Origin of the sequence: Flagellimonas taeanensis (genome assembly GCF_003584105.1) — a bacterium.
Lineage (GTDB): Bacteria > Bacteroidota > Bacteroidia > Flavobacteriales > Flavobacteriaceae > Flagellimonas > Flagellimonas taeanensis.
This window is the reverse complement of sequence record NZ_QXFO01000022.1, coordinates 206,413-226,197: the sequence shown is the minus strand read 5'-3', so window position 1 is coordinate 226,197 and position 19,785 is coordinate 206,413. Positions and strand designations below refer to the sequence as shown.

Annotated in this window: 17 protein-coding genes; 7 read left to right on the top strand and 10 right to left on the bottom strand. The window is 45.4% G+C overall.

The features are described from left to right. The 10 genes from D2V93_RS11270 to D2V93_RS11225 form a co-directional block, all read right to left on the bottom strand. The gene (locus D2V93_RS11270) at nucleotides 1-1,668 is read right to left on the bottom strand and encodes a peptidase domain-containing ABC transporter (RefSeq protein ID WP_119619566.1); all 1,668 of its coding nucleotides are present in this window, start codon (nucleotides 1,666-1,668) and stop codon (nucleotides 1-3) included. After that, a complete protein-coding gene (locus tag D2V93_RS11265) occupies nucleotides 1,661-2,347 on the bottom strand; it encodes a TetR/AcrR family transcriptional regulator (protein WP_119619565.1) in 687 nt (228 codons plus the stop codon). Before D2V93_RS11265 ends, D2V93_RS11270 begins: the two co-directional genes overlap by 8 nt. 283 nt (nucleotides 2,348-2,630) lie before the next feature. Continuing rightward, nucleotides 2,631-3,287: a response regulator gene (locus D2V93_RS11260; protein ID WP_119619564.1), complete on the bottom strand. Its 657-nt coding sequence runs from the start codon at nucleotides 3,285-3,287 to the stop codon at nucleotides 2,631-2,633. A gap of 16 nt (nucleotides 3,288-3,303) precedes the next feature. Then, nucleotides 3,304-5,238 (bottom strand): tetratricopeptide repeat-containing sensor histidine kinase, encoded by a 1,935-nt coding sequence (locus D2V93_RS11255; protein WP_182849988.1) that lies wholly within the window; start codon nucleotides 5,236-5,238, stop codon nucleotides 3,304-3,306. An 81-nt stretch (nucleotides 5,239-5,319) separates the two neighbouring features. Further along, complete coding sequence (locus tag D2V93_RS11250) at nucleotides 5,320-6,318, bottom strand: hypothetical protein (protein ID WP_119619562.1); 999 nt, start codon at nucleotides 6,316-6,318, stop codon at nucleotides 5,320-5,322. Nucleotides 6,319-6,425: 107 nt separating this feature from the next. Then, nucleotides 6,426-6,764: a hypothetical protein gene (locus D2V93_RS11245; protein ID WP_119619561.1), complete on the bottom strand. Its 339-nt coding sequence runs from the start codon at nucleotides 6,762-6,764 to the stop codon at nucleotides 6,426-6,428. Nucleotides 6,765-6,792: 28 nt separating this feature from the next. Further along, nucleotides 6,793-7,806: a hypothetical protein gene (locus D2V93_RS11240; protein WP_119619560.1), complete on the bottom strand. Its 1,014-nt coding sequence runs from the start codon at nucleotides 7,804-7,806 to the stop codon at nucleotides 6,793-6,795. 25 nt (nucleotides 7,807-7,831) lie between these two features. Continuing rightward, nucleotides 7,832-10,693: a CHAT domain-containing protein gene (locus tag D2V93_RS11235; RefSeq protein ID WP_119619559.1), complete on the bottom strand. Its 2,862-nt coding sequence runs from the start codon at nucleotides 10,691-10,693 to the stop codon at nucleotides 7,832-7,834. Nucleotides 10,694-10,730: 37 nt separating this feature from the next. Further along, nucleotides 10,731-11,459: an MORN repeat-containing protein gene (locus tag D2V93_RS11230; protein ID WP_119619558.1), complete on the bottom strand. Its 729-nt coding sequence runs from the start codon at nucleotides 11,457-11,459 to the stop codon at nucleotides 10,731-10,733. Between the two features lie 321 nt (nucleotides 11,460-11,780). Further along, nucleotides 11,781-12,596 carry a helix-turn-helix domain-containing protein gene (locus D2V93_RS11225; RefSeq protein ID WP_072881455.1) on the bottom strand — a complete coding sequence of 272 codons (816 nt, stop codon included), beginning with the start codon at nucleotides 12,594-12,596 and terminating at the stop codon, nucleotides 11,781-11,783. Nucleotides 12,597-12,790: 194 nt separating this feature from the next. Here D2V93_RS11225 and D2V93_RS11220 point away from each other — a divergent pair, with 194 nt between their 5' ends. From D2V93_RS11220 to D2V93_RS11190, 7 genes are all read left to right on the top strand, one after another. Continuing rightward, nucleotides 12,791-14,482 carry a GMC oxidoreductase gene (locus D2V93_RS11220; protein WP_119619557.1) on the top strand — a complete coding sequence of 564 codons (1,692 nt, stop codon included), beginning with the start codon at nucleotides 12,791-12,793 and terminating at the stop codon, nucleotides 14,480-14,482. A 15-nt stretch (nucleotides 14,483-14,497) separates the two neighbouring features. Next, nucleotides 14,498-15,577 (top strand): Gfo/Idh/MocA family protein, encoded by a 1,080-nt coding sequence (locus D2V93_RS11215; RefSeq protein WP_119619556.1) that lies wholly within the window; start codon nucleotides 14,498-14,500, stop codon nucleotides 15,575-15,577. A gap of 16 nt (nucleotides 15,578-15,593) precedes the next feature. Beyond that, nucleotides 15,594-16,145 (top strand): gluconate 2-dehydrogenase subunit 3 family protein, encoded by a 552-nt coding sequence (locus tag D2V93_RS11210; protein ID WP_119619555.1) that lies wholly within the window; start codon nucleotides 15,594-15,596, stop codon nucleotides 16,143-16,145. Beyond that, nucleotides 16,145-16,852 (top strand): galactosamine-6-phosphate isomerase, encoded by a 708-nt coding sequence (locus D2V93_RS11205; protein WP_119619554.1) that lies wholly within the window; start codon nucleotides 16,145-16,147, stop codon nucleotides 16,850-16,852. The genes D2V93_RS11210 and D2V93_RS11205 overlap by 1 nt, the downstream gene beginning before the upstream one ends. A gap of 180 nt (nucleotides 16,853-17,032) precedes the next feature. Continuing rightward, nucleotides 17,033-17,422 (top strand): DUF1398 domain-containing protein, encoded by a 390-nt coding sequence (locus tag D2V93_RS11200; protein WP_119619553.1) that lies wholly within the window; start codon nucleotides 17,033-17,035, stop codon nucleotides 17,420-17,422. A 143-nt stretch (nucleotides 17,423-17,565) separates the two neighbouring features. Next, nucleotides 17,566-18,363 carry a LuxR C-terminal-related transcriptional regulator gene (locus D2V93_RS11195; protein ID WP_119619552.1) on the top strand — a complete coding sequence of 266 codons (798 nt, stop codon included), beginning with the start codon at nucleotides 17,566-17,568 and terminating at the stop codon, nucleotides 18,361-18,363. A 278-nt stretch (nucleotides 18,364-18,641) separates the two neighbouring features. Continuing rightward, nucleotides 18,642-19,778, top strand: a complete 1,137-nt coding sequence (locus tag D2V93_RS11190) for a hypothetical protein (RefSeq protein ID WP_119619551.1) — start codon at nucleotides 18,642-18,644, stop codon at nucleotides 19,776-19,778. The last annotated feature ends 7 nt before the right edge of the window (nucleotides 19,779-19,785 follow it).

Genomic DNA, 19,785 nt, shown 5'->3' with positions numbered 1-19,785 from the left:
CTAGCTTTCTTTGATCAACCTTCCATTCTCTATAACAATTGTCCTATTGCACAATCGTGTCCATTTGGGGTTTTCACTGATGACGACCAATGCCCACCCATTGGATATATCGGCCAAAAACTCCATGATTCTATCCGTCTCCTCCTCGGAAAATTGGTCCAAGGGATCTTTGAGAATCAATAGCTTAGGGCGACGAACAATGCTACGGGCCAAAACAATCTTCTTTGAAATGATGTAGGGAATCTTTTTACCTTCTGGATAGAGCACGGTCTGAAGTCCATGGGGCTGCTCCTTCACAAATTGCGTAAGGCCCGTTTTTTCTATGGCCCAATACACATCTTCCATTGGGATGTCCTTGTTACCAAAGGTAATATTGTCCAGCATGGTCCCTTCGAAAGGATATTCCTCGGTAAGGGACTGCCCTAAATGGGAACGGTATTCATTCAAATATATGCCTTTGAGGTCCACATTGTTGATATATATTTTCCCCTCTGCCGGTTCCAAAATACCCGCAATCAACCGGAGCAGTGTTGATCGTCCTGATCCACTAGGCCCCTTCAATAATATGGAGGAATGGGGAGTTATGGTAAACGATATGCCATCCAGGATCTTTTTGTCCCTCCCCGGCACTTTATAGGTCACATTATGAAGTTCGATGGTGAGCCCATCATAACCATTGAAAGGAGTTTCGCCTTCTTGGGGCTCCAGTTTCTTATCCACCACCTGGCCTAACTTTTCAAGGGATGTCAAAAGATCATAAAAAGTTTCCAATCCCAAGATCAATTTCTCCACAGAGTTGATCACCAAAAGGATGATGATTTCCGCGGCCACAAACTGACCAATGTTCATTTGTTGGTCCAAGACCAGTAAACCACCGATCAGCAACAGGCCGGCCGTGACCAACACCTTAAATCCGACCATCTGGATGAATTGCAACACGATCACCCTAAAATGACTTTCCCTGGCATCCAGATACTTGGCCACAAGACGGTCGTTTTTTTCCATGGCATGCGAGGTCTTCCCAGAAAGTTTGAAACTGATGATGGACCGGGCAATCTCCTGTATCCAATGTGCTACCTTGTATTTGTTCTTGGACTCTTCCAAACTGGTCTCCAACCCTTTTTGTGCCGTGAATTTGAACACCACATAGATCAACAATATCAGGAGCAGTCCATAGATAATGAAAAACGGGTGGTAAAAAGAGAGCAAAATAAGCCCGAAGACTATCTGGAGCAGTGCAGCAGGGAAATCGATCAATATCTTGGATAGCGCCTTTTGAATGGTCAAGGTGTCAAAAAAACGGTTGGCCAGTTCCGGTGGGTAATAATTGCTCAACTGGCTCATTCGAATTTTTGGAAAGCGATAGGCAAATTCAAAGGAAGACCGTGTAAATATTTTTTGCTGTACATTTTCAATGATCCTGATCTGCATCAATTGCAGGACACCTACAAAGGCAACCCCAGCAGTCACCAGAACCACCAGAACTACCCATGATGTACTGATCTGTGCACCTTGTATGAGGTTGATGATCGCTTGGATCCCCAAAGGAAGGGAAAGGTTCACCAAACCTGCAAAAATTGCATAATAGAATACTTGGAAAATGTCTTTCTTGTCCAACGCAAGCATGCGCATAAGCCTTTGCCAGGCGGTTAGAATGTCTTTAGCCATTGGCTTTTGATTTTAGAGACCTTGTTATCAAATCCATAAAAAAGTGTACTGGTTCCACATCTTGGTTACAGTTGGTCAAGCCCGGAAAATGTTCCCTTAAAAAATGCTGATGGAGGGACCCTTCCAAAATAGTGCTGGCCAAACTCAAGGAATAGGGATATTCTGGATTGTGGGTAGCTATCATTTCTTCAAGCCGATACACCAATCTTTTGTAGATCGCAAAGTATCCTTCCTTGTTTTCCTTTTCCACATTTTTGGTCACATAAGATTTGGAATATTCATTAATGACTATTTTATTCAATATGACTTCGTTAACATGGGAGAAAGCGATGTCCTCTTCTACATTTTGCGTCAATATCTCCACTGCCTTTTGCAGTTTTTCAAAGCAATCTGAAATACTATGGGTGGCCAGGACCATTTTATATTCCATCCATCGCCAGTACCATGAAGCCAGGTAAAGCAATAATTTATGTTTATTCTCAAAGTACCTATATACGGAACTTTCATTGGAACCAATTTTGGAACCAAGCTTCTTAAAATTGAAATTTTCAAACCCCATTTCATTGATCATCAATATGCTTTCCTCTATGATCTTTTTGCCAAGCGCTGAGGATTCAGGGTCCTTTAAATACAGTTTTTCATTGATTCCCATACGTAGGGATTGCATCAATCGCTCCATTTTCAGTACGTATAAAAATTAAAATGCCACAAAAATAATAGTAAAACTATCATAAAATAATAGTTTTACTATTAATTAACATATTGCCAATAGTGTTATGGGTCATATATATATCCTTGGTAACATGGAAGTACAGATCTGGTGCGAGGAAAATACCAAAAGAAGATTTTGGTATGTGATGCCCAAATCACATGATTCTAAAAAATGGAAAGTCTTTGGGTATCAATCTGGAATACAAGAGAAGCATGCTTTTTGACCAATTGAGACCTCTATTGAATCAATTTCAAATTAAGCTTTGCCTCCTTGCTTTTTGCACGGCCTCCAGTTTGTTGTGCACCTGTAGCTTTTTGTAGATATTCTCGATGTGTTTTCGCACTGTGCTGGGCGAAAGGAAGAGGTTGTTGGCAATGACCGTATAGCTGAGTCCTTCTGCCAATTGTTCCAATACTTCCAGCTCCCGCGTGCTGAGTTCGACCCCATCTTCCTTTGTGGACAAAGATTCCTGTCGCTCGGGGTATCGCAATAGCTTTAATGTCTTCACCGCAATGGAAGGACTCATGACCGCACCCCCACCTATGGTCTCCGTTATGGCATTGTGTAGTTTGTCCGCCTCAATTTCTTTCAATAAATAGCCATCGGCCCCTGCTTGTATGGCATTGAAAATATTTTCATCGTTGTCAAAAACGGTAAGCATGAGCACCTTAATGTGCGGATATCTTTGCTTTATGATGTTCACGGTCTCTATCCCGTCCAATATGGGCATTTCAATGTCCATGAGCACCAAGTCCAGGTTATGGCTCTTTTCCAACTTGGCCAAAAGCTCACTGCCATTGTACACCATGTATTTGATGTCCAAATCTCCATAATCGGCAAGCTTTTCATGGATGGCCCTTGCCAAAAATGTATTGTCGTCCACTATGGCCAACTTGATCTTGCCCATCGCTTTGTCTTTGAGTTTACACGTTCACCTTTAGCTCGACTCTGGTCCCTTTTCCCGGTACACTTATTTGGCTAAAATCGATGCCTGCTTTCTGCGCCCTATTTTGCATGATGTGGAGTCCGTTTCCTGTTGATTCTTTTGTCGTATCGAATCCTTTACCAAAATCTTCGATCACGATCTCGACCTGATTTTCCAACTCTGTAAACGTTACGACTATCTCGGGGCTTTCCGAATGCTTCACGGCATTGTTTACGGATTCTTGTATGATCCTGAACAGGTTCATCCCCACAAAGGCATTGAGCACTTTGTCGGAAGGATTGCCCTCGGTACGCACCATAATTTTATTGTCTGTGGCCTCATGGACGGTCGCGGCCAATTGTTGGGTGCGTTCCCGAATGTCTTCCAAACTGATCTCGTCCTTGTTCATGGCCCAAATCGTGTCCCGAAGTTCGGAGATGGTGACCAATGAAAATTGTTTCATTTGGGTCAACTTTTCCATAAGAAAAACCTCGCCCTTGTCAATCCCTCTTTTGGCGGAATCGGTTATCGATGTGAGGTACGTGAGTTGGGACCCTATATTGTCGTGCAGGTCGCGGGCAATACGAATACGCTGTTCCTTCAGGTTCTCCTGCGCCTTGGCCTCGGATATGGCCTTTTCCAAAGCGGCTTCCCTTGCCAAGTTCCTTGCTTTTATTTTCTGCTCCCTGAACAGCACAAAGCCGATGATCAAAAGTAAGGCCATTAGCCCCCCACTTCCAATCAACATATTGTTGCGTTTTTTTATGGACAGTTCGCTTTCAACCAGTTCGTTCTGTTGGCGAAGGATTTCGTTCTCTTTTTGTTCGGTCTCATACTTTTCCTTTAGGTTGAGCATTTCCCGTGCTTTTTCCAAAAAGTAAAGACTGTCCCTTGCCGTTTTGTGCTTTTGATGATACTGATATGCTTTTTTGAAATCTGGCTTTTCTTCATAAATCAACGACAAAGTCTTGGAAAGCACATCTATGCCTGGAAGAAATTCGATTTGCTCCGCTTCCGCATAGGTAGCCAAGGCCAATTCTTCGGCCCTATTCACTTTTCCCTGTTTAAGATATATATTGGCCAAATCATTTTTTAAAGAAATCTGGGCCAAACGCTCCCCCCTTTCCTCTTGAAGGGCTATGGCTTGATTATAATAAAGTTCTGCAGTATCAAAATTTCCAAGCCCCCAACTTGCCAAGGCCATGTTCGTTAACGGATAAGCTTTATCCAACCTTGCGCCGATGGTGTCATAGCCCTCCAACGATTTTTTGGCATAGTCAAATGCCTCATCAAACTGTTTTTTTTCGAGATAAGCCGCAGCCACACTGTTATAGCTCATCGCCACAAAATAATCGTTCCCTATCTTCCTGTACATATCCGATGCCTTCAGGTAGTATTCCAAAGACAGGTCCGGTTCTTGGATCAACTTGTACCTGTTTCCCAGATTCAGATAGGACCCCGCAATCCAAATACTATCCTTTCCCGCAATAAAGTTCTCCAAGGCCTTGAACTGATAATCTACGGCGATGTCAAATTCAGTAAGGGCCTCATAAGCATTGGACATGTTGGTATAGAGGCTTCCCAATACATAGTAGTCTTTTGAATTTTCCAAAATGGGCTTGGCCATCATGTGGTACTCCAACGCTTCTTTAGGTCTGCCAGCATCCCATGAAAGAATACCATAGGTCATCCAAATCCTGGCCCTGTAATAATCATCGTCCAATGCATCTGCTTCCTTAAAAGCCAAGTCGACATAATATCTAGCGCTGTCCACATTTATGGATCGAAACTTCATTCCGACATCCTTAAGGGCCAACACTTTGTCCCCACCCTTTTTTATGGCCGCAGAGTCTTTAAGCATTTTAAGCTCTTCCTCCAGTGTCTGGGCACTCAAAGTTGTATGGAACATCCCTGACAGCACTAATACCGTCAAGGATGTAAGAAGTTGTTTTATCGAAGACATTTTCTAAAAATAGATAAATTTTCGGGCCTTATGACGCTTGTCCTTTCAAAATTAATCCGCCTTATCCGCCAGTTTTTCCACCACGGCATCCAGATAGGCATTCAATCCTTTTTTGGCACCTTGCAAATATTTTTCAGGATCGCACTTCACGATGGAAAAATTGGACTTTTCCTGATGGTCCACACTCCAGACCCTAAGCACTCCCCAATCGGTTCCCAGTTTGTCCCTGTCCGGAGTTTGGGCCACATCAAATTTTTGTCTTTCCATGACCCCAGAGACCTCGACCCCTCCCCGTGGGACAAAGTGGCCCATATCAAACATTATACTGCTTTCCTCGCTGATCACAAAAGTGGTCTCCGCCTTTACCCTGGCATTTCCCGCGTGTCGGTTCAAAGTTCTTGAAACCTCACTTTGGCTATCTTCAAAAACATTGACCACCAAAATAACTTTGTTGAAGATAAAATCGGTTTTCTGGTTCACTACCCGGCTTTCGGTATTCCCAGCATAATCGGCAAAGCCGGCGAGAGGTATTGCATCTTTCCCCATGGTCCTGAACGGTACCACAAACTTCTGGGTGGTGGGCCGTGTGAGAATGATCCCGAACTCCTTTCCTTTTTCAGGTCCTTGTCCGGCTGTGAGTTCCCATCTTTTCTCACGGTTCTTTTCATAGGCCTTGTTGTTCCATAGTTCTTCAATAGGGGCAATTTCAAAGCCCTTTGATTTCAAATCCTCCACATATTCCTGATAGAGTTGATCTGTCAACTTTTGAAGGTCGTCTGGATTGAGTCCGTCAAGCACCAAGGTAAGGGATGCTTTCGCGTCACCTTTGAGCCCCCCTCTCCATAGCTTGCCCCCTTTTTTGGAATCCTCAAGGTTAAGGGCGGTTTGGTAATTGACCTGAAAATCGGAGATCATCACCTTTTTGGGACTTTTTCTGTAGCTGAGGTTGGCAGGACCAAGCGTTTTGATCTTTACTTCACCCACAGTTTGGGCAGATACGGCAAGGATGGCAAACAGGAACACTGCCATCGAAAAGGATATTTTCTTCATTTGTTTTAAAGTTTGAATTGTTCTTTTCAGATTAGGACAAACATAGACCTGAACCCTTTGGCAATCAATACGGCAATTGACGTAAAATGTCCTCATACCATCCTTGGTCACACGTCAAAATAAAAATAGCTGAGGAAGCCAACGCCGCATGCGGCCCAAATCAGAATGGCATTGATCCGACGAAGCTTCGGATTCAAGTTCTTGGACATGGCGTACAAGTGCAAACCGATCGCCATCAGTAATACCGGCAAACCGATATACAGGTTGAACAGATAAAACCACAACCAACAGGTACAAAACGACCAAAGGGCCAATGTGGATGTCAGTGGAGGAATCCATCGGTCCACCCTTCTCACTTCGGCATCCGGATAGCGGAAATACAAGAACGTGGAAAGCAGCACCATGGGCCCGATCAATGCAATCAATAAAAAAACAATGCCTATCATAAATTTCGGTTTGGTTGATCCATTGGTACTACACCAGATAGAATTCTTCCTCGTCCATGGTCCAAACACTGATCGGTGTATTTCCAAATTGGGTCTTAAAAATGGTAATCCCATCGCCCACGGAAATTTTGTCGTACAGTACCGTATTGACCGTCAATGTTCCATGGGTGGTTCGTATATTATTTGTATTGGACTTACGGTTGGATGTGATGGTCAGTTTGTCCTCAACCAGTGCCGCTATTCCCTTTTTATGGGCACTGAACTTATCCCGTCGATAATTTCTATGGGCAACAAAGAGTTTATAGGTCTGGTACAAGGGAACCATCCAAAGTGGGAAGAGCAATACTGCAAAACCCCAAAAGCCGCTTATCAACAATAAGATGCCAACTGAAACAAAAGGAGCGGCCAGAAACAAACGTCTTTTTAACGCTGCGTGCCAAATTCTTTTAAGGGCCTCAAAGTCCTTTGGGGTATATCGGGTATGGGGAATCCGTTTTTCAAGGAACCTATCCGTATCCATGCGGGGAAGGGAATCATTTGTTGCATCGGACTGGGAAAGAATATCGAGTTTGAGCGTCCTTTTGGATTTGGGTGCCCTGTCCATCACCACGTCCATCCCTACCTTTACTTTGGCATATTCCCTGTAGTCCACTGAAAACTCATCATCATCCAGATACAGGTAATACTGTCTGGTGGTCCTAGTTTTCCCTCCTGTTCCCGATTCTCCGCCCGTGGTCTGTACATTGAGTCTTTTGTCCGTTATCTTCCCTGAGATGCGGTGTTTTATCCCGCGCCGTAAATCGATGGCAGTGGTCCCGATCATATACGCGATGATGCCAAAAAAGAACAGGCAAAAACCGATGAACACATACAACACCATGGTGTCCCCTGCAAAACTGTTCCTGAAATCCTTGAACACAAAGGAAATGAGCAACAGAAACATCCCAATCACCACCACAGGAAATACCAACATGGCGAACAACTGTTGCCTGAGTTTTTTGATATCGGCGGACGATAAGGGCAAGATCTCTTTTATGGGCATAGAAAGCTATCTCTACAAAATGATATCAATACCCCGTATAGATGAATGGTGCCCAAAAATAAGGGTGGGTCTGATTGCCGTACACCCCTGCAATGAAATTGCGCTTCACTTCGGCCAGGGCCGAAGACGTGGCCATATTTTTGTTGAACATTCTGTCGTAAAGTTCCACGCTCAAGAACATAGTTCCCGAATCGCTGACGCTCCATAGGGAAGTCAACGTACTGTTCACTCCTGCGTTGAAAAGGGCTTGGTTCAGTCCTTTGATCCCATCCCCCGGCGACTCAATGCCCAAGGCAGTCTGACATGCGCTTAGCATTACAAAATCGATGGGTAGGTTCAATTTTTCCACCTCGCCCACAACCAGCATGCCATCTTCACCATCTACCGGTTCGGGCTTTACGGTCATGGCAAAGGCACTCAGATCAAACACATAAGGGTGCACACTGGCATGACTTGAAAGGTGAAGTGCCCTGTACTTTCCCAGTTCATTGGCCTTGCTCATTCGCTTCAATTCATTTTCGGTCATCATCTCATCAAGCCGGGTATCCGTGAGCGGTACCTTTTTCTGGATCAACACCACTTCATTTCTCCCCCCTTGCAAAAAGCCCATGGGCTCATCACTCTGAAAAGTGGCAAAGGCATAGTCCAATGGCAATCCCTTTTTTAGGTCTTCCCGCACTCGGTAACGCAACTTTTCCAGGTCCCCAATGGAATTCAATGGGGCCTTGGGAGCGGTATATAGATCATAGGTGGCACCTCCGAAAGCCAACACATTCTTTTCAAACTTTCTTTTAGGCTGTTTTCTGAGGCTGTACAGGAGCGAAGCACTGGGAACATACCCTATTTCAAGCCGTTCAGCCAGATAACGCCCCTGCCAATCCATCAAGGCATCAAAAGGAATGGTGCCTGTCAATCCTTCGGGACTTATGGTAAGCTTGGTGACACCCTGCAATTTATCCTCCAACCCATCTATAAATGTGATGTAGAATCGGCGGAGCAGGTCCGGCATCTTCTCTTTTTGATAGAACACATATTGCCCATCCACCACCTTGGCCTCCATATGTTTGCGAAGGTATTGGGTCATCAGTTTGAATTCCCCGGGGGCGAACATCCCGGACTTTCTTGCCTTCGCCCCATTGAAATAGTCCAGATTGGGTTGACGGAATTCATTTTTGGCCATTTCCTTTTCAAGTGCGATGAGTTCCTTGTCATTTTCTAACATATCGGCAAAGGCCCCGGCAGATCTGTTGTATTTTATGGTGATATCGTTCTTGCGTACCAAGCACATCAAATAGGTACCCTCATAGGTGCTTCCTTTGGAAACATCGATAAAGGAAAGATAGGCCTCATTGGGTTCGAGAACAGCCTGAAGCTCTTTCAACGGTAACTGCTTCACGTTGCTTCTTTTATCGTTCAACAAGGAATAGGACCGGTTGGATTCGATAACGTCATAAATCTTTTCAAACTGCTGGGTCTCGTAGTAGGTACCCGCCAAATTACCATTTATCCGTTGGAACTTGTCCAAATAGCCTCTTTGGGCCAAGGTGGACAAACCTTCCAGCACTTTGATTTCCTCTTCTTTCGCTTTTTCAAATTGATGAGCGGCTTCGGTATATTTTTTAAGTCCTACCAATGTTACACCGTCATTATAGGCATTACCGGTTAACGCAACGACCCCTTCCCCAAGAATATTCTCCGTAGCAGACAACCCATCCGTCACAAAACCAATAAAGGGTTGATTTTCCATTCCGGGAATTTTCAGAAATTCCTGAGCTTTTTTGCGTATGGCTTTGCCCTTTTCCACATCTTTGTTAAAGGCATAGGCACGCATCAACACATGATAGGCTTCGGCCAAATATTGTGGTGACTTTATCTTGGGCAACAGATTGACATATGCATCTGCAATGATGGCTGCCTCGTCATATTTTTGCTGCCCGGTAAGGGCCATGACCGTATAGAAATAGGTTTTTGCCAGTACCGCAGTAGAAGGGGTCTTCCCTTTAAGTTCATCAATCATAAAACTACTGGTAGCCAACACCTTATCCCACCTTTTTAAAGCGGCCTGCACACGGGCCAATTTTAAAAACGCCCTGTACCTGGAGGGTAAGGAATAGTTTTTCTGGTCAAAAACGATTTTTTCCAAATATGGCTCCAGTTTTTGTCCAAAGGAAAAGTTGACCTTTTCCGACAACTGGGCCATAGAGACCAAGGCTTCGGTATAGAGGGCTCTGGAAATCAAACCTTCTTCCACCGCTTTTCCGGCATTGACCCAATCGGACAATATGTTATCTGCGGTAGCATTCTGGGCTATGTCTTCATAGGTGGCCCCCAGACTGGATCCCAAATTTTCAAAAGTGGCCTTTGCCCGTGTGATGCTCCGGTTGTTATAGTCGGTTAGAAATCCGTTCGCCATCTGCACCGTTGCAGACAATTGGGGATAATTGGCCAAGGAGTTCACATAGCCACTCAATGCTTGATAGTCTCGCTGCATGGTTGCCTGATCTTGGCCCACGGCCTGCATGTTCTCCAAAAAGAGTTTGGCCTCAGTTGGCCTATTGGCAAATACGGCATACGTAAACCCATAAAAACTGGTCTCAGGATTGTAGCTGTCAAAGGCCATTGCCCATTGCGAGAACATCACCGCATCATCAGGTCTATTATTGCCATACAGGGCGCTGGCCACCCAACCAAAAGTCTTTGCATTTTCCGGATAGACCTCCAAAAGTTCCCCTGCGGTGGACAATCGGGCATTGTTGTTCTTCAATCTCCCCGCCTCCAAAAAAGCGGCATAGCCGGGGTGGGACGTGGGATCGTTTGGCGGAATGGTCACTTGTGACCAACAAAGTACATGGGCGAACATAAACGCAAAAAAGGTAGAATATCGCATGGTATGTTTTTAGGTTGGAGGACTAGGTTTTGAAAGTCTAAAAGGAAGTTGTTGGTTGGCCATCCCTGTATATGGCGGCCTCATGGGTATTGTTCTGGTTCTTTTTCAAGTATTGACCATTTATGGTACCATTTTGCATTTGCATGATTTCCCTACTTCCATCAAAATGCCATATCATTTGCAGACCATCAACAATACCTTCGGCGAACTCAGAAAAAATGATTTTTTTCTCCAACATCAAAAATTCCATGGTCATCCCGTTCTTTTGTCCATTTTTCCAGTTGCTGTAAACGGCGTCGTTGCCATTGACCTTGACCCCCTTGCCATTTTCGCAGTTGCCCATCACACATGGCGTAATGCCTGTGGTCACCAATGGACTGTTGCTAACATGCTTATCATTTTGGTAGTCCCTGAACTCGTAGCCCGTTTTGTTCCTGATCACATGCAGCCCTTCCCGTTTACCATCCACGTACATACCAAAAGCATACATGTTGCCTTCGCTTTCATAGCTGAAAAAGCCCTCTTTCTTTCCATTTTTGAACTTGCCCCAATACTTGCCAAAGTCGCCGGTCTGATTTCCTATTCCCTGCAAAAGCTGATTTTCGTGAAAACCGACCTGATAGCCAATTTCCTTGTTGCCTTCCGAAAGAGTGGCAAAACCATATCCGTTTTGGCAATCGCCTTTGACACATTGTATGCTTTGTTGGGCAGTTGAAACGAATGTTGAAAGTGCCACAAAAGTCAAAATCAATCTAAATTTTCCCATGGGATTGGTTGTTAAAATGGTTGTTGCACAAACCTAACGGGAAAAACAAATTGGCTCAATACGGCAATTGACGTATATCTGCTGAACAACTTCTTTGCGAAGAAATGGAAAGAGGAATGCCCAACACATGAAAACAAAACAGCCGATATAAACAATCGTCTGAATTTGATCCAAATAATAGCGGTGTCATGCCCAAGACGAAATTCCATACAAAAGGGCCGCCAAGGCACAACCAACAATGGGTCACCGGAACCCAAGAATAGCCCCAATCACTCCCCTCCTTCTTTTTGATGGGAAGTAGGGCATGTATACCGCCTTGGCTCATAACTTTTTGTCCACTACGTGATAAAGGTGCTTGTGCAAATGGCTTGCATCGGTAAATCCCCAATTCAGTGCCACGGCCTCTTGGGTGAGGTCGGAGTTCTTCAATTGGGAAGCGGCACCTTTTATCCTATATTGCAGGGCGAAATCAGAAAAGGTAGACCCCATAAGGTCCTTGAACAAGGCCGTGAACTTGGTGACCGACATATTGCAGACCGATGCGGCCTCTTTGGTCGTGATCAATCTTCTTTCCCTGAAAATCAACCGAAGGGCACCTTGAATGGATGTTCGGGAACCATAACTGGTCATAGGACTCTGCGGCTCCCATTTTTCAATCAATGAAAGCATGGCCTGAAAAAAATAAAGCTTGGCCCAATCAGGATCATCATCTTCGGAGAACTGTACTTGGACCTTTTTTGCCAAACCTTTCATCTCCTGCTTTGAGTTGGACAATGTCCTAGGTCTTTCGGCAGGTGAAGCCATGAATGCCATGGAAATGTCCTTGTTCAGAAAATGGGATGTGGCACAATATTTTGGGTCCACTACAAAAACGACCACTTCGCAGGGAGCCTCCACTATCTCAAAACCATGTGGCTCCCACATATTGCAAAGCCAAATGTCCCCAGGTCCGATTTCCACCTTGTGACCAAAGTATTCCCTGACCATTCTTCCTTCTACCACTACCCCCAGTTCCAGTTCATAATGCATATCGAACCAGCCTTCACCAATATCTTCATGTCTGTTCAGAAGCACTTGGACAGGTGTTTCTTCATCCAGTTCAAAGTAAAAGCGTTTTAAATCTGCCTCTTTGATCATTGTCCCATCACGATTTTACAAAAAATATGGGGTAATTTACAAAAAGAGTGTCGGATGAAACAACCACCTTTGGAAATCTGGCCATAAACCGCCGAGCAAGAAATCCCTCATAAATAGACCATTATGTATGAGGTGAAAACCTGAAATTGTACAAAAGGTTTTATAACTTTAAAACAACCACAAACATATCTCCAATGGAAAACCAGTTTGATGCCATCGTGATCGGGTCGGGCATATCCGGGGGTTGGGCGGCCAAAGAACTCTGTGAGCAGGGTCTCAAAACCCTGGTATTGGAACGGGGGCGGGATGTAAGGCACATCAAGGATTACCCGACCATGACCATGGATCCTTGGGATTTTGCCCATGGCGGCAGGATGGCCAAGGAGTTCTACCAAGAAAATCCCCTGATCACCAAAGCTGCGGGATTTGGCGAGGACACGGCCCATTTTTTCATCAAGGATGCCGATCACCCCTACGTCCAAGAAAAACCGTTCGACTGGATCAGGGGCTATCAAGTGGGTGGTAAGTCACTGATCTGGGGGCGTGCCTGCCAACGTTGGAGCGATTATGAGTTCAAGGCGCCCCAAAAATATGGCTACGGGATAGCGTGGCCCATTGGTTATGATGATATCGCACCTTGGTATTCCCATGTAGAAAAATTCATAGGGGTCTGTGGTAACAAGGACGGCATCGAAGCCATGCCCGATGGCGAATTTCTTCCCCCTTTCGAGCTGAACTGTGTGGAAGAGCACATGAAGGATGTTCTTGAAAAACAGTTTCCTGGAAGGTACTTGGCCCAAGGCCGATGGGCACACGTGAGCGAACCGGAGCAAATCCATCTGGACCAAGGTCGGAGCAAATGCCAATGCCGTAACAAGTGTATGCGTGGCTGCCCATTTGGAGGATATTTCAGTTCCAACGCTTCCACTTTGCCCTGGGCGGAAAAAACCGGGAACCTCACCATACGTCCGTTTTCCGTAGTGCACTCCATCATCTATGATGATGCTACCGGAAAAGCTTCAGGGGTCAAGGTCATCGACACGAACACCAAAGAAGAGATCATCTATAATGCCCGTATCATATTTGTAAATGCATCAGCACTCAATTCCAACCTGATCTTACTCAATTCAAGATCGGAACGCTTTCCGAACGGCTTGGGCAATGACCACGATCTGTTGGGAAGATATGTCGGCTTCCATAATTATAGGGCCAGTGCGGGCGGCAAAATCAGTGGATTCGAGGACAAATACTACTATGGATCAAGGCCTTCGGAATGCATCATAGCCAATTACCGTAACCTCAAGGAACAGGATACCGACTTTGTGGGCGGTTATACCATTTTCACAGGGGGCTATAGGAACAGGACCGAAGAAGTGCCTGAAAATGTCCCCCAACTTGGGGCCGACTTTAAGCACCGGATCAGTAAGCCGGGTGATTGGCGCATTTACATGTACATGCAGGGCGAGACCATTCCCAAGGCTTCCAACAGAGTATATCTTAGCCCTGACAAGACAGATGATTGGGGCATTCCCCTATTGGTGACCGATGTAGGCTATGATGAAAACGATGACAAAATGGTCAACGATTTTTTGGCCGAAAGCCGAAAAATGCTGGAACAAATGGGTTGTACGGACATTGAGACATTGGATAACAAACAGGCCCCCGGCCTCGACATCCACGAAATGGGCGGTGTACGGATGGGCAAAAACCCAAAGACCTCCCTGTTGAACGAGCACAACCAATTACATGCCTGCAAGAATGTCTTTGTCACGGATGGCGCCTGCATGACCAGCACAGGGAACCAAAGCCCTTCCATTTTGTACATGGCACTTACGGCCAGGGCGGCCACTTATGCAGTAGCACAATTCAAAAGTGGGATTTTATAACATAAAAATGCACCAATGGACAAGAAAGTAGGGATCGGACTCGTAGGTTCACAATTTATATCGAGCATACATGCAGATGCGCTGGGCAGGGTGGCCGATGCGGAAATTTTGGCAGTAATGTCGCCCACCGAAGGGAATGCCAAGAACTTTGCGGAAAAATTCAACATCCCCAACCACTTTACCGACCTGGACCAGATGCTGTCCATGCCTGAAATTGACATGGTGGTCATCGGGGCTCCCAATTACCTTCATTGTGAGATCACACTGAAAATTGCAAAGGCAGGCAAGCATGTCGTGGTCGAAAAGCCCCTGTGCATGAACTTAAAGGAAGCCGACCTCATGATCGATGCATGCAAACAGGCCAATGTCAAGCTCATGTACGCAGAGGAACTGTGCTTTGCCCCAAAATATGTTCGCATGAAGGCACTTTTGGATGAAGGTGCCCTAGGAAAACCTGTCCTCTTCAAACAATCCGAAAAGCACGACGGCCCACATGCCGATCATTTCTGGGACGTGGAACGTTCCGGTGGTGGGGTCACCATGGACATGGGCTGCCATGCCATCCAATTTTTTCGTTGGCTACATCCCGAAAAGGCCATCAAATCGGTATATGCACAAATGATGACCAGTGTCCATGCGGACAAGACCAAGGGAGAGGACAATGCCATCATCATTTTGGAATTTGAGGATGGTGTAGTGGCCATGATGGAGGAAAGTTGGACCAAACTGGGCGGTATGGACGACAAGGCGGAGATACATGGCTCGGAAGGTGTGGCCTATGCCGACCTGCTCCAAGGCAGTTCCATCCAGACCTATAGCAACAAAGGGGTCGGCTACGCAGTGGAAAAGGCAGGGAACACCATTGGATGGAGCTACACCATGTATGAGGAAAGCTGGAATTATGGCTTTCCCCAAGAGTTTGAACACTTTGTGGATTGCGTCAAAAACGACAAGCAACCCTTGGTGACCGGGGAGGACGGCAAGGCCGTTTTGGAGGTCATTTTTGCGGCTTATGAATCGGCAGGTTCTGGAAAAAAAGTGGAACTGCCCTTCAAGACCGAAGTGGACAAACCTTATAAATTATGGAAGCAGTAGTTATAAAGAACAAACCATGGAAAGAAGAGAAGCCTTAAAACTCACGACCATTGCACTGGGCAGCAGTATCATCGGAGCCGAACTATTTTTGTCAGGCTGTTCCGCTCCTCCCAAAAAAAGGGCGCAACTGATCACGGTTACCGATGTACCATTATTGGATGAAATCAGTGAGACCATTCTCCCCGACACCGTCCAATCGCCCGGAGCCAAAGCGGCCCATGTCGGGACATTCATCAAAGCCATGGTGAACGATTGTTATGATCTTGATGAGGCTTCCATCTTCATCAACGGACTCGAAACCATTGCCGAACAATCTGAAGAAACATACGGAAAGGCGTTTCTTGACCTGACCCAGGAACAAAAGTTAGAACTATTGACCCAGTTTGATGATGAGGCAAGAAAATACCGTCTATCCGGCAAACCACATTTTTTTGGCATGCTCAAAGAACTGACCCTGTGGGGGTATTTCTCCTCTGAGCCTGGGGCCACAAAGGCCCTTCGGTACAACCCCGTCCCGGGCAGGTTTGAAGGCTGCATTCCGTATAATGGTGAAAATGCCTGGGCGTAATGAACATACATATTTTTGACCATTATGGGCAAATGAGCGCCCATGCCGCCCAGATCATCATGGATGAATTGGAACGAAAAAAAAACTTTTCCCTTTGTGCCGCTACGGGCAATTCGCCCACAGGAACCTATCAGCTATTGGCAGATGCTTTTATGGACGACCCCAAACTTTTTGAGGGGCTCCATGTTCTAAAGTTGGATGAATGGGGAGGACTTCCCGCAGACCATCCAAGTTCCTGCGAACGCTATTTGCTAGAACAGCTGCTCCATCCCCTCAAAATAACCAACGATCGCTATACAGGTTTTCTTCCTAACCCCAAAGATCCCGAAGCCGAATGCGCACGGATTCAACAGCTCATCGAAAAAAAAGGACAGATAGATCTCTGTATTCTGGGTCTGGGAAAGAACGGACATATCGGCTTCAATGAACCTGCAGACGCGCTCCAACCTTTTTGCCATGTTGCCGAACTGTCGGAGGAATCCAAAGCGCACGGCATGGTAAGCGAATTGCCTCAAAGACCAGAATATGGGATGACCCTTGGAATGCACGACATCCTGTCCGCAAAAAGGATCATCTTATTGATTTGTGGAAACGGAAAGGAGGAAGCGACCACCATGCTCCTAAAAAAAACCATCACCACCCATTTTCCCGTAACTTTTTTATGGCTGCATCCCCAAGTGGATTGCCTGTGGGTGAGAGAACCCTAAAATAAGTTTCTTTGGTTTTGTCCTTCCTGACCACTATCATTTTGGTGATCATACATCATCGATTTTCCACTACATTTACATCTATGGGGATGAAGTAAAAGAGTTGTTCGACTCTTTCATTTTTCTCTTCGATAATTTATATCGATTTATGAAAATTGTGCAATCTATTAATGAAAGATCATGTTTACGATAGAACAAATTAAAGCCGCACATAACAAAGTAAGGTCAGGTGCAGATTTTCCCGCTTACATACAGGAAATCAAAACTCTGGGGGTCACTCAATATGAAACCTATGTGGCAGATGGTCACATTGACTATCACGGGGCAAACGGACAGACCATAATGGCTCCTGCCAAATACGAGGCCATTGCCATTGCGGATGAGTGCAACCGGGAGCAGTTCATGATTGAATTGAAAGAGCACCAAAAAGGGAATACGGACTATCTCACTTTTATAGTCATGAGTGCCCAAATGGGTATCGAGAAATGGGCGGTATCCATGAAAAAAATGACCTGCACTTATTTCGATAAAAAAGGAAATGAAATACTGGTCGAAAAAATACCCCAGTAGTACAACATATATGGAGAAAATACCTCAAGTATCTACAATGGAGGTGTCCAAAATTTGCAGTTTTTATCCTATATTACATACTAAAAACCGAGAATTTCCTGTTCTGTTATGGAACAGACCGAGCCTATTTTATCCATAAGCACATGAAGACCAACCATGAAGTCGTTGTGGACATTTGGAAGTCGCACAGTAATTATCTGGCCAAAAAATCAGTGGAGCTCAAGGCTGTCAACATCGTTGACTACATGGCCAATCTTTTTTGTCCGGGCCCCTATTACTACTACATCATTGACTCCCCTACCCTTACCTTGGATGTGGTGAGTGATTCTGTCCAAACCCTATTGGGCATAGCACCAAACGATTTCTCGTTGGATAGGTTTATCAATGCGATACACCCTGACGACCTCGACTTTTTCCTTCGGTGTGAAGATGTGGTGGCCCACTTTTTAAAAAACTGCATAAGCCCGGACAAGATGGTCAACTATAAGATCACCTATAGTCTAAGGGAAAGAATGGCCAATGGCACCTACAGATTGTTCCTGATGCAGACCATTACTTTGAGGACCACGGAAAATGGCGCACTGTTGAAGGTTTTTGGCACCCACACCGATATCAACCACATCACTTCCATCGGCAACCGAAAGCTGTCCCTCATCGGCCTGAACGGGGAACCCTCTTTTCTTGAGATCGATGTGTTCGAGGACCAGGTCTTCGATAATTTTGTTCCCTTTGATTATGAAACGCAGAGCCCATCCTTCACCAAAAGAGAACTGGAGGTCATTCGGTTATTGGCAAAGGGCCGATCCACAGATGAGGTTTCCAAGGAACTGAACATCTCCATCCAAACGGTCTTCACCCACCGAAAGAACATTCTGCGCAAATCCAATGCCAGGAACACTTCGGAACTGGTAGCTGATTGCATCAGAAAAGGCTATATCTAGATATAAAAAAGCCCGTTTTCAACGTTATCTAAGTGATTCACAGGGCCAAAATACCCAAAATTGGGTATTGTGGACAATGTCTGTACCTATTTATTTTTGTTGATAGTCCTAAATCTATACCTAAAAAACTTGATTATGGAAAAAGCTATCTTATTCATTTTCAATTCAAATTCCATTGTCAGAAATAGATCTAAGCCATGAGAAAGGCCAAGCAACTTATTCTGTCCGTTCGCCTAGAAAAGGAATGATATCAACAACCAAAAAGACCAACCAACACCATGATACAGAAAATATGGAAAAACTTTAAGCTTACCCTTGTCCTTTTTATTACCGGAGCCATTCTCTTATGGGTCATTGAAGGGTATGACAGCATGGAATCCGCCATTGTGGAATACTGGTGGGTGCTTCTCGTATTGCCATTTGTCCTGCGCTTCTACAACTGGTTCACCAACCTTAAGCAAAAAGCGTTCGATTACGGTGCCGATACTTCTGGGGCGCAAGCGGAACGAAGCGCTGCCAAAAAGGACACCAAGGATAATACTTCAGAACAACAATATGCCGAAATGTTGGGCACTGCCACCTATACAAAAGCCGAGGCGGAAAACATCAGGAACCGTAAAAACTATGAAAGCCTTGCCCTGCAAAAAAGCATCTCGGAGGCGAGCGACAATTATACCATACCGCTCCACCGTTATGTAAGCGGGCTTCCCGGTGCCAATCTGTTGAGACCTTCCGAGTTGAAACAACAGTTCACTGTGGCCCAGATAAAGGATGGGATTCTGGAATTCCATCATTCCAGTCCCCAAGAGCAGGAAAAAAACACCCCTTTGAAAAATAAGTTCAGCCAAATCCCATTGGCCGCCATTTTGGAGCTTGAGGTCGTGGACCTGGCAGAGGGCAGGGAGCTCAAAAGGGTCGGTGCCGATGTGGGCCGAAGGATGGCGCAGACCATTGTGAGTGCCGCATCGCAGACCGGTGGCGCAAAAGTGGGCAAAGCTAATGTAGATGCTTCAAAATTGATCATTCACTATGTGAACGAAGACGGGATCGTGATGCCGGCAACCTTTGTTTACAATTCCAACAGCAAGTTTGGGGTCAAGGCCATGGAAAATATCCGAATGTTGAACAAGACATTGAAAAACTACTCCTTTTTGGGACGGATCCAATGGAACTCCGAAGTGGTGGAGGATATCGATGCAACCACAGAAATTTCCAATGACACGACCGATAACGAGGAAGACACCTTCGAGATTTCAGAAATCACCGCTTTGCTGGGGGACATGAACAAAGTGCTCAAATGGGCCAATTTGCTCTCACCCCATGACAGTGCAGTGGTAACGGCCAAATTGAGTGCCGAAATGCTGGCAGGGGTCATACAGGACCCTTCAGTGAAATTGACCAAAACCATACAATAAAATTCCT

Coding starts and splice junctions, on each gene's coding strand:
- D2V93_RS11195 (WP_119619552.1), top strand. CDS start 17,566: ATGAAGACCAACCATGAAGTCGTTGTGGACATTTGGAAGTCGCACAGT.
- D2V93_RS11240 (WP_119619560.1), bottom strand. CDS start 7,806: ATGCCCATAAAAGAGATCTTGCCCTTATCGTCCGCCGATATCAAAAAA.
- D2V93_RS11215 (WP_119619556.1), top strand. CDS start 14,498: ATGGACAAGAAAGTAGGGATCGGACTCGTAGGTTCACAATTTATATCG.
- D2V93_RS11205 (WP_119619554.1), top strand. CDS start 16,145: ATGAACATACATATTTTTGACCATTATGGGCAAATGAGCGCCCATGCC.
- D2V93_RS11225 (WP_072881455.1), bottom strand. CDS start 12,596: ATGATCAAAGAGGCAGATTTAAAACGCTTTTACTTTGAACTGGATGAA.
- D2V93_RS11210 (WP_119619555.1), top strand. CDS start 15,594: ATGGAAAGAAGAGAAGCCTTAAAACTCACGACCATTGCACTGGGCAGC.
- D2V93_RS11245 (WP_119619561.1), bottom strand. CDS start 6,764: ATGATAGGCATTGTTTTTTTATTGATTGCATTGATCGGGCCCATGGTG.
- D2V93_RS11230 (WP_119619558.1), bottom strand. CDS start 11,459: ATGGGAAAATTTAGATTGATTTTGACTTTTGTGGCACTTTCAACATTC.
- D2V93_RS11270 (WP_119619566.1), bottom strand. CDS start 1,668: ATGGCTAAAGACATTCTAACCGCCTGGCAAAGGCTTATGCGCATGCTT.
- D2V93_RS11200 (WP_119619553.1), top strand. CDS start 17,033: ATGTTTACGATAGAACAAATTAAAGCCGCACATAACAAAGTAAGGTCA.
- D2V93_RS11260 (WP_119619564.1), bottom strand. CDS start 3,287: ATGGGCAAGATCAAGTTGGCCATAGTGGACGACAATACATTTTTGGCA.
- D2V93_RS11190 (WP_119619551.1), top strand. CDS start 18,642: ATGATACAGAAAATATGGAAAAACTTTAAGCTTACCCTTGTCCTTTTT.
- D2V93_RS11235 (WP_119619559.1), bottom strand. CDS start 10,693: ATGCGATATTCTACCTTTTTTGCGTTTATGTTCGCCCATGTACTTTGT.
- D2V93_RS11250 (WP_119619562.1), bottom strand. CDS start 6,318: ATGAAGAAAATATCCTTTTCGATGGCAGTGTTCCTGTTTGCCATCCTT.
- D2V93_RS11265 (WP_119619565.1), bottom strand. CDS start 2,347: ATGGAGCGATTGATGCAATCCCTACGTATGGGAATCAATGAAAAACTG.
- D2V93_RS11220 (WP_119619557.1), top strand. CDS start 12,791: ATGGAAAACCAGTTTGATGCCATCGTGATCGGGTCGGGCATATCCGGG.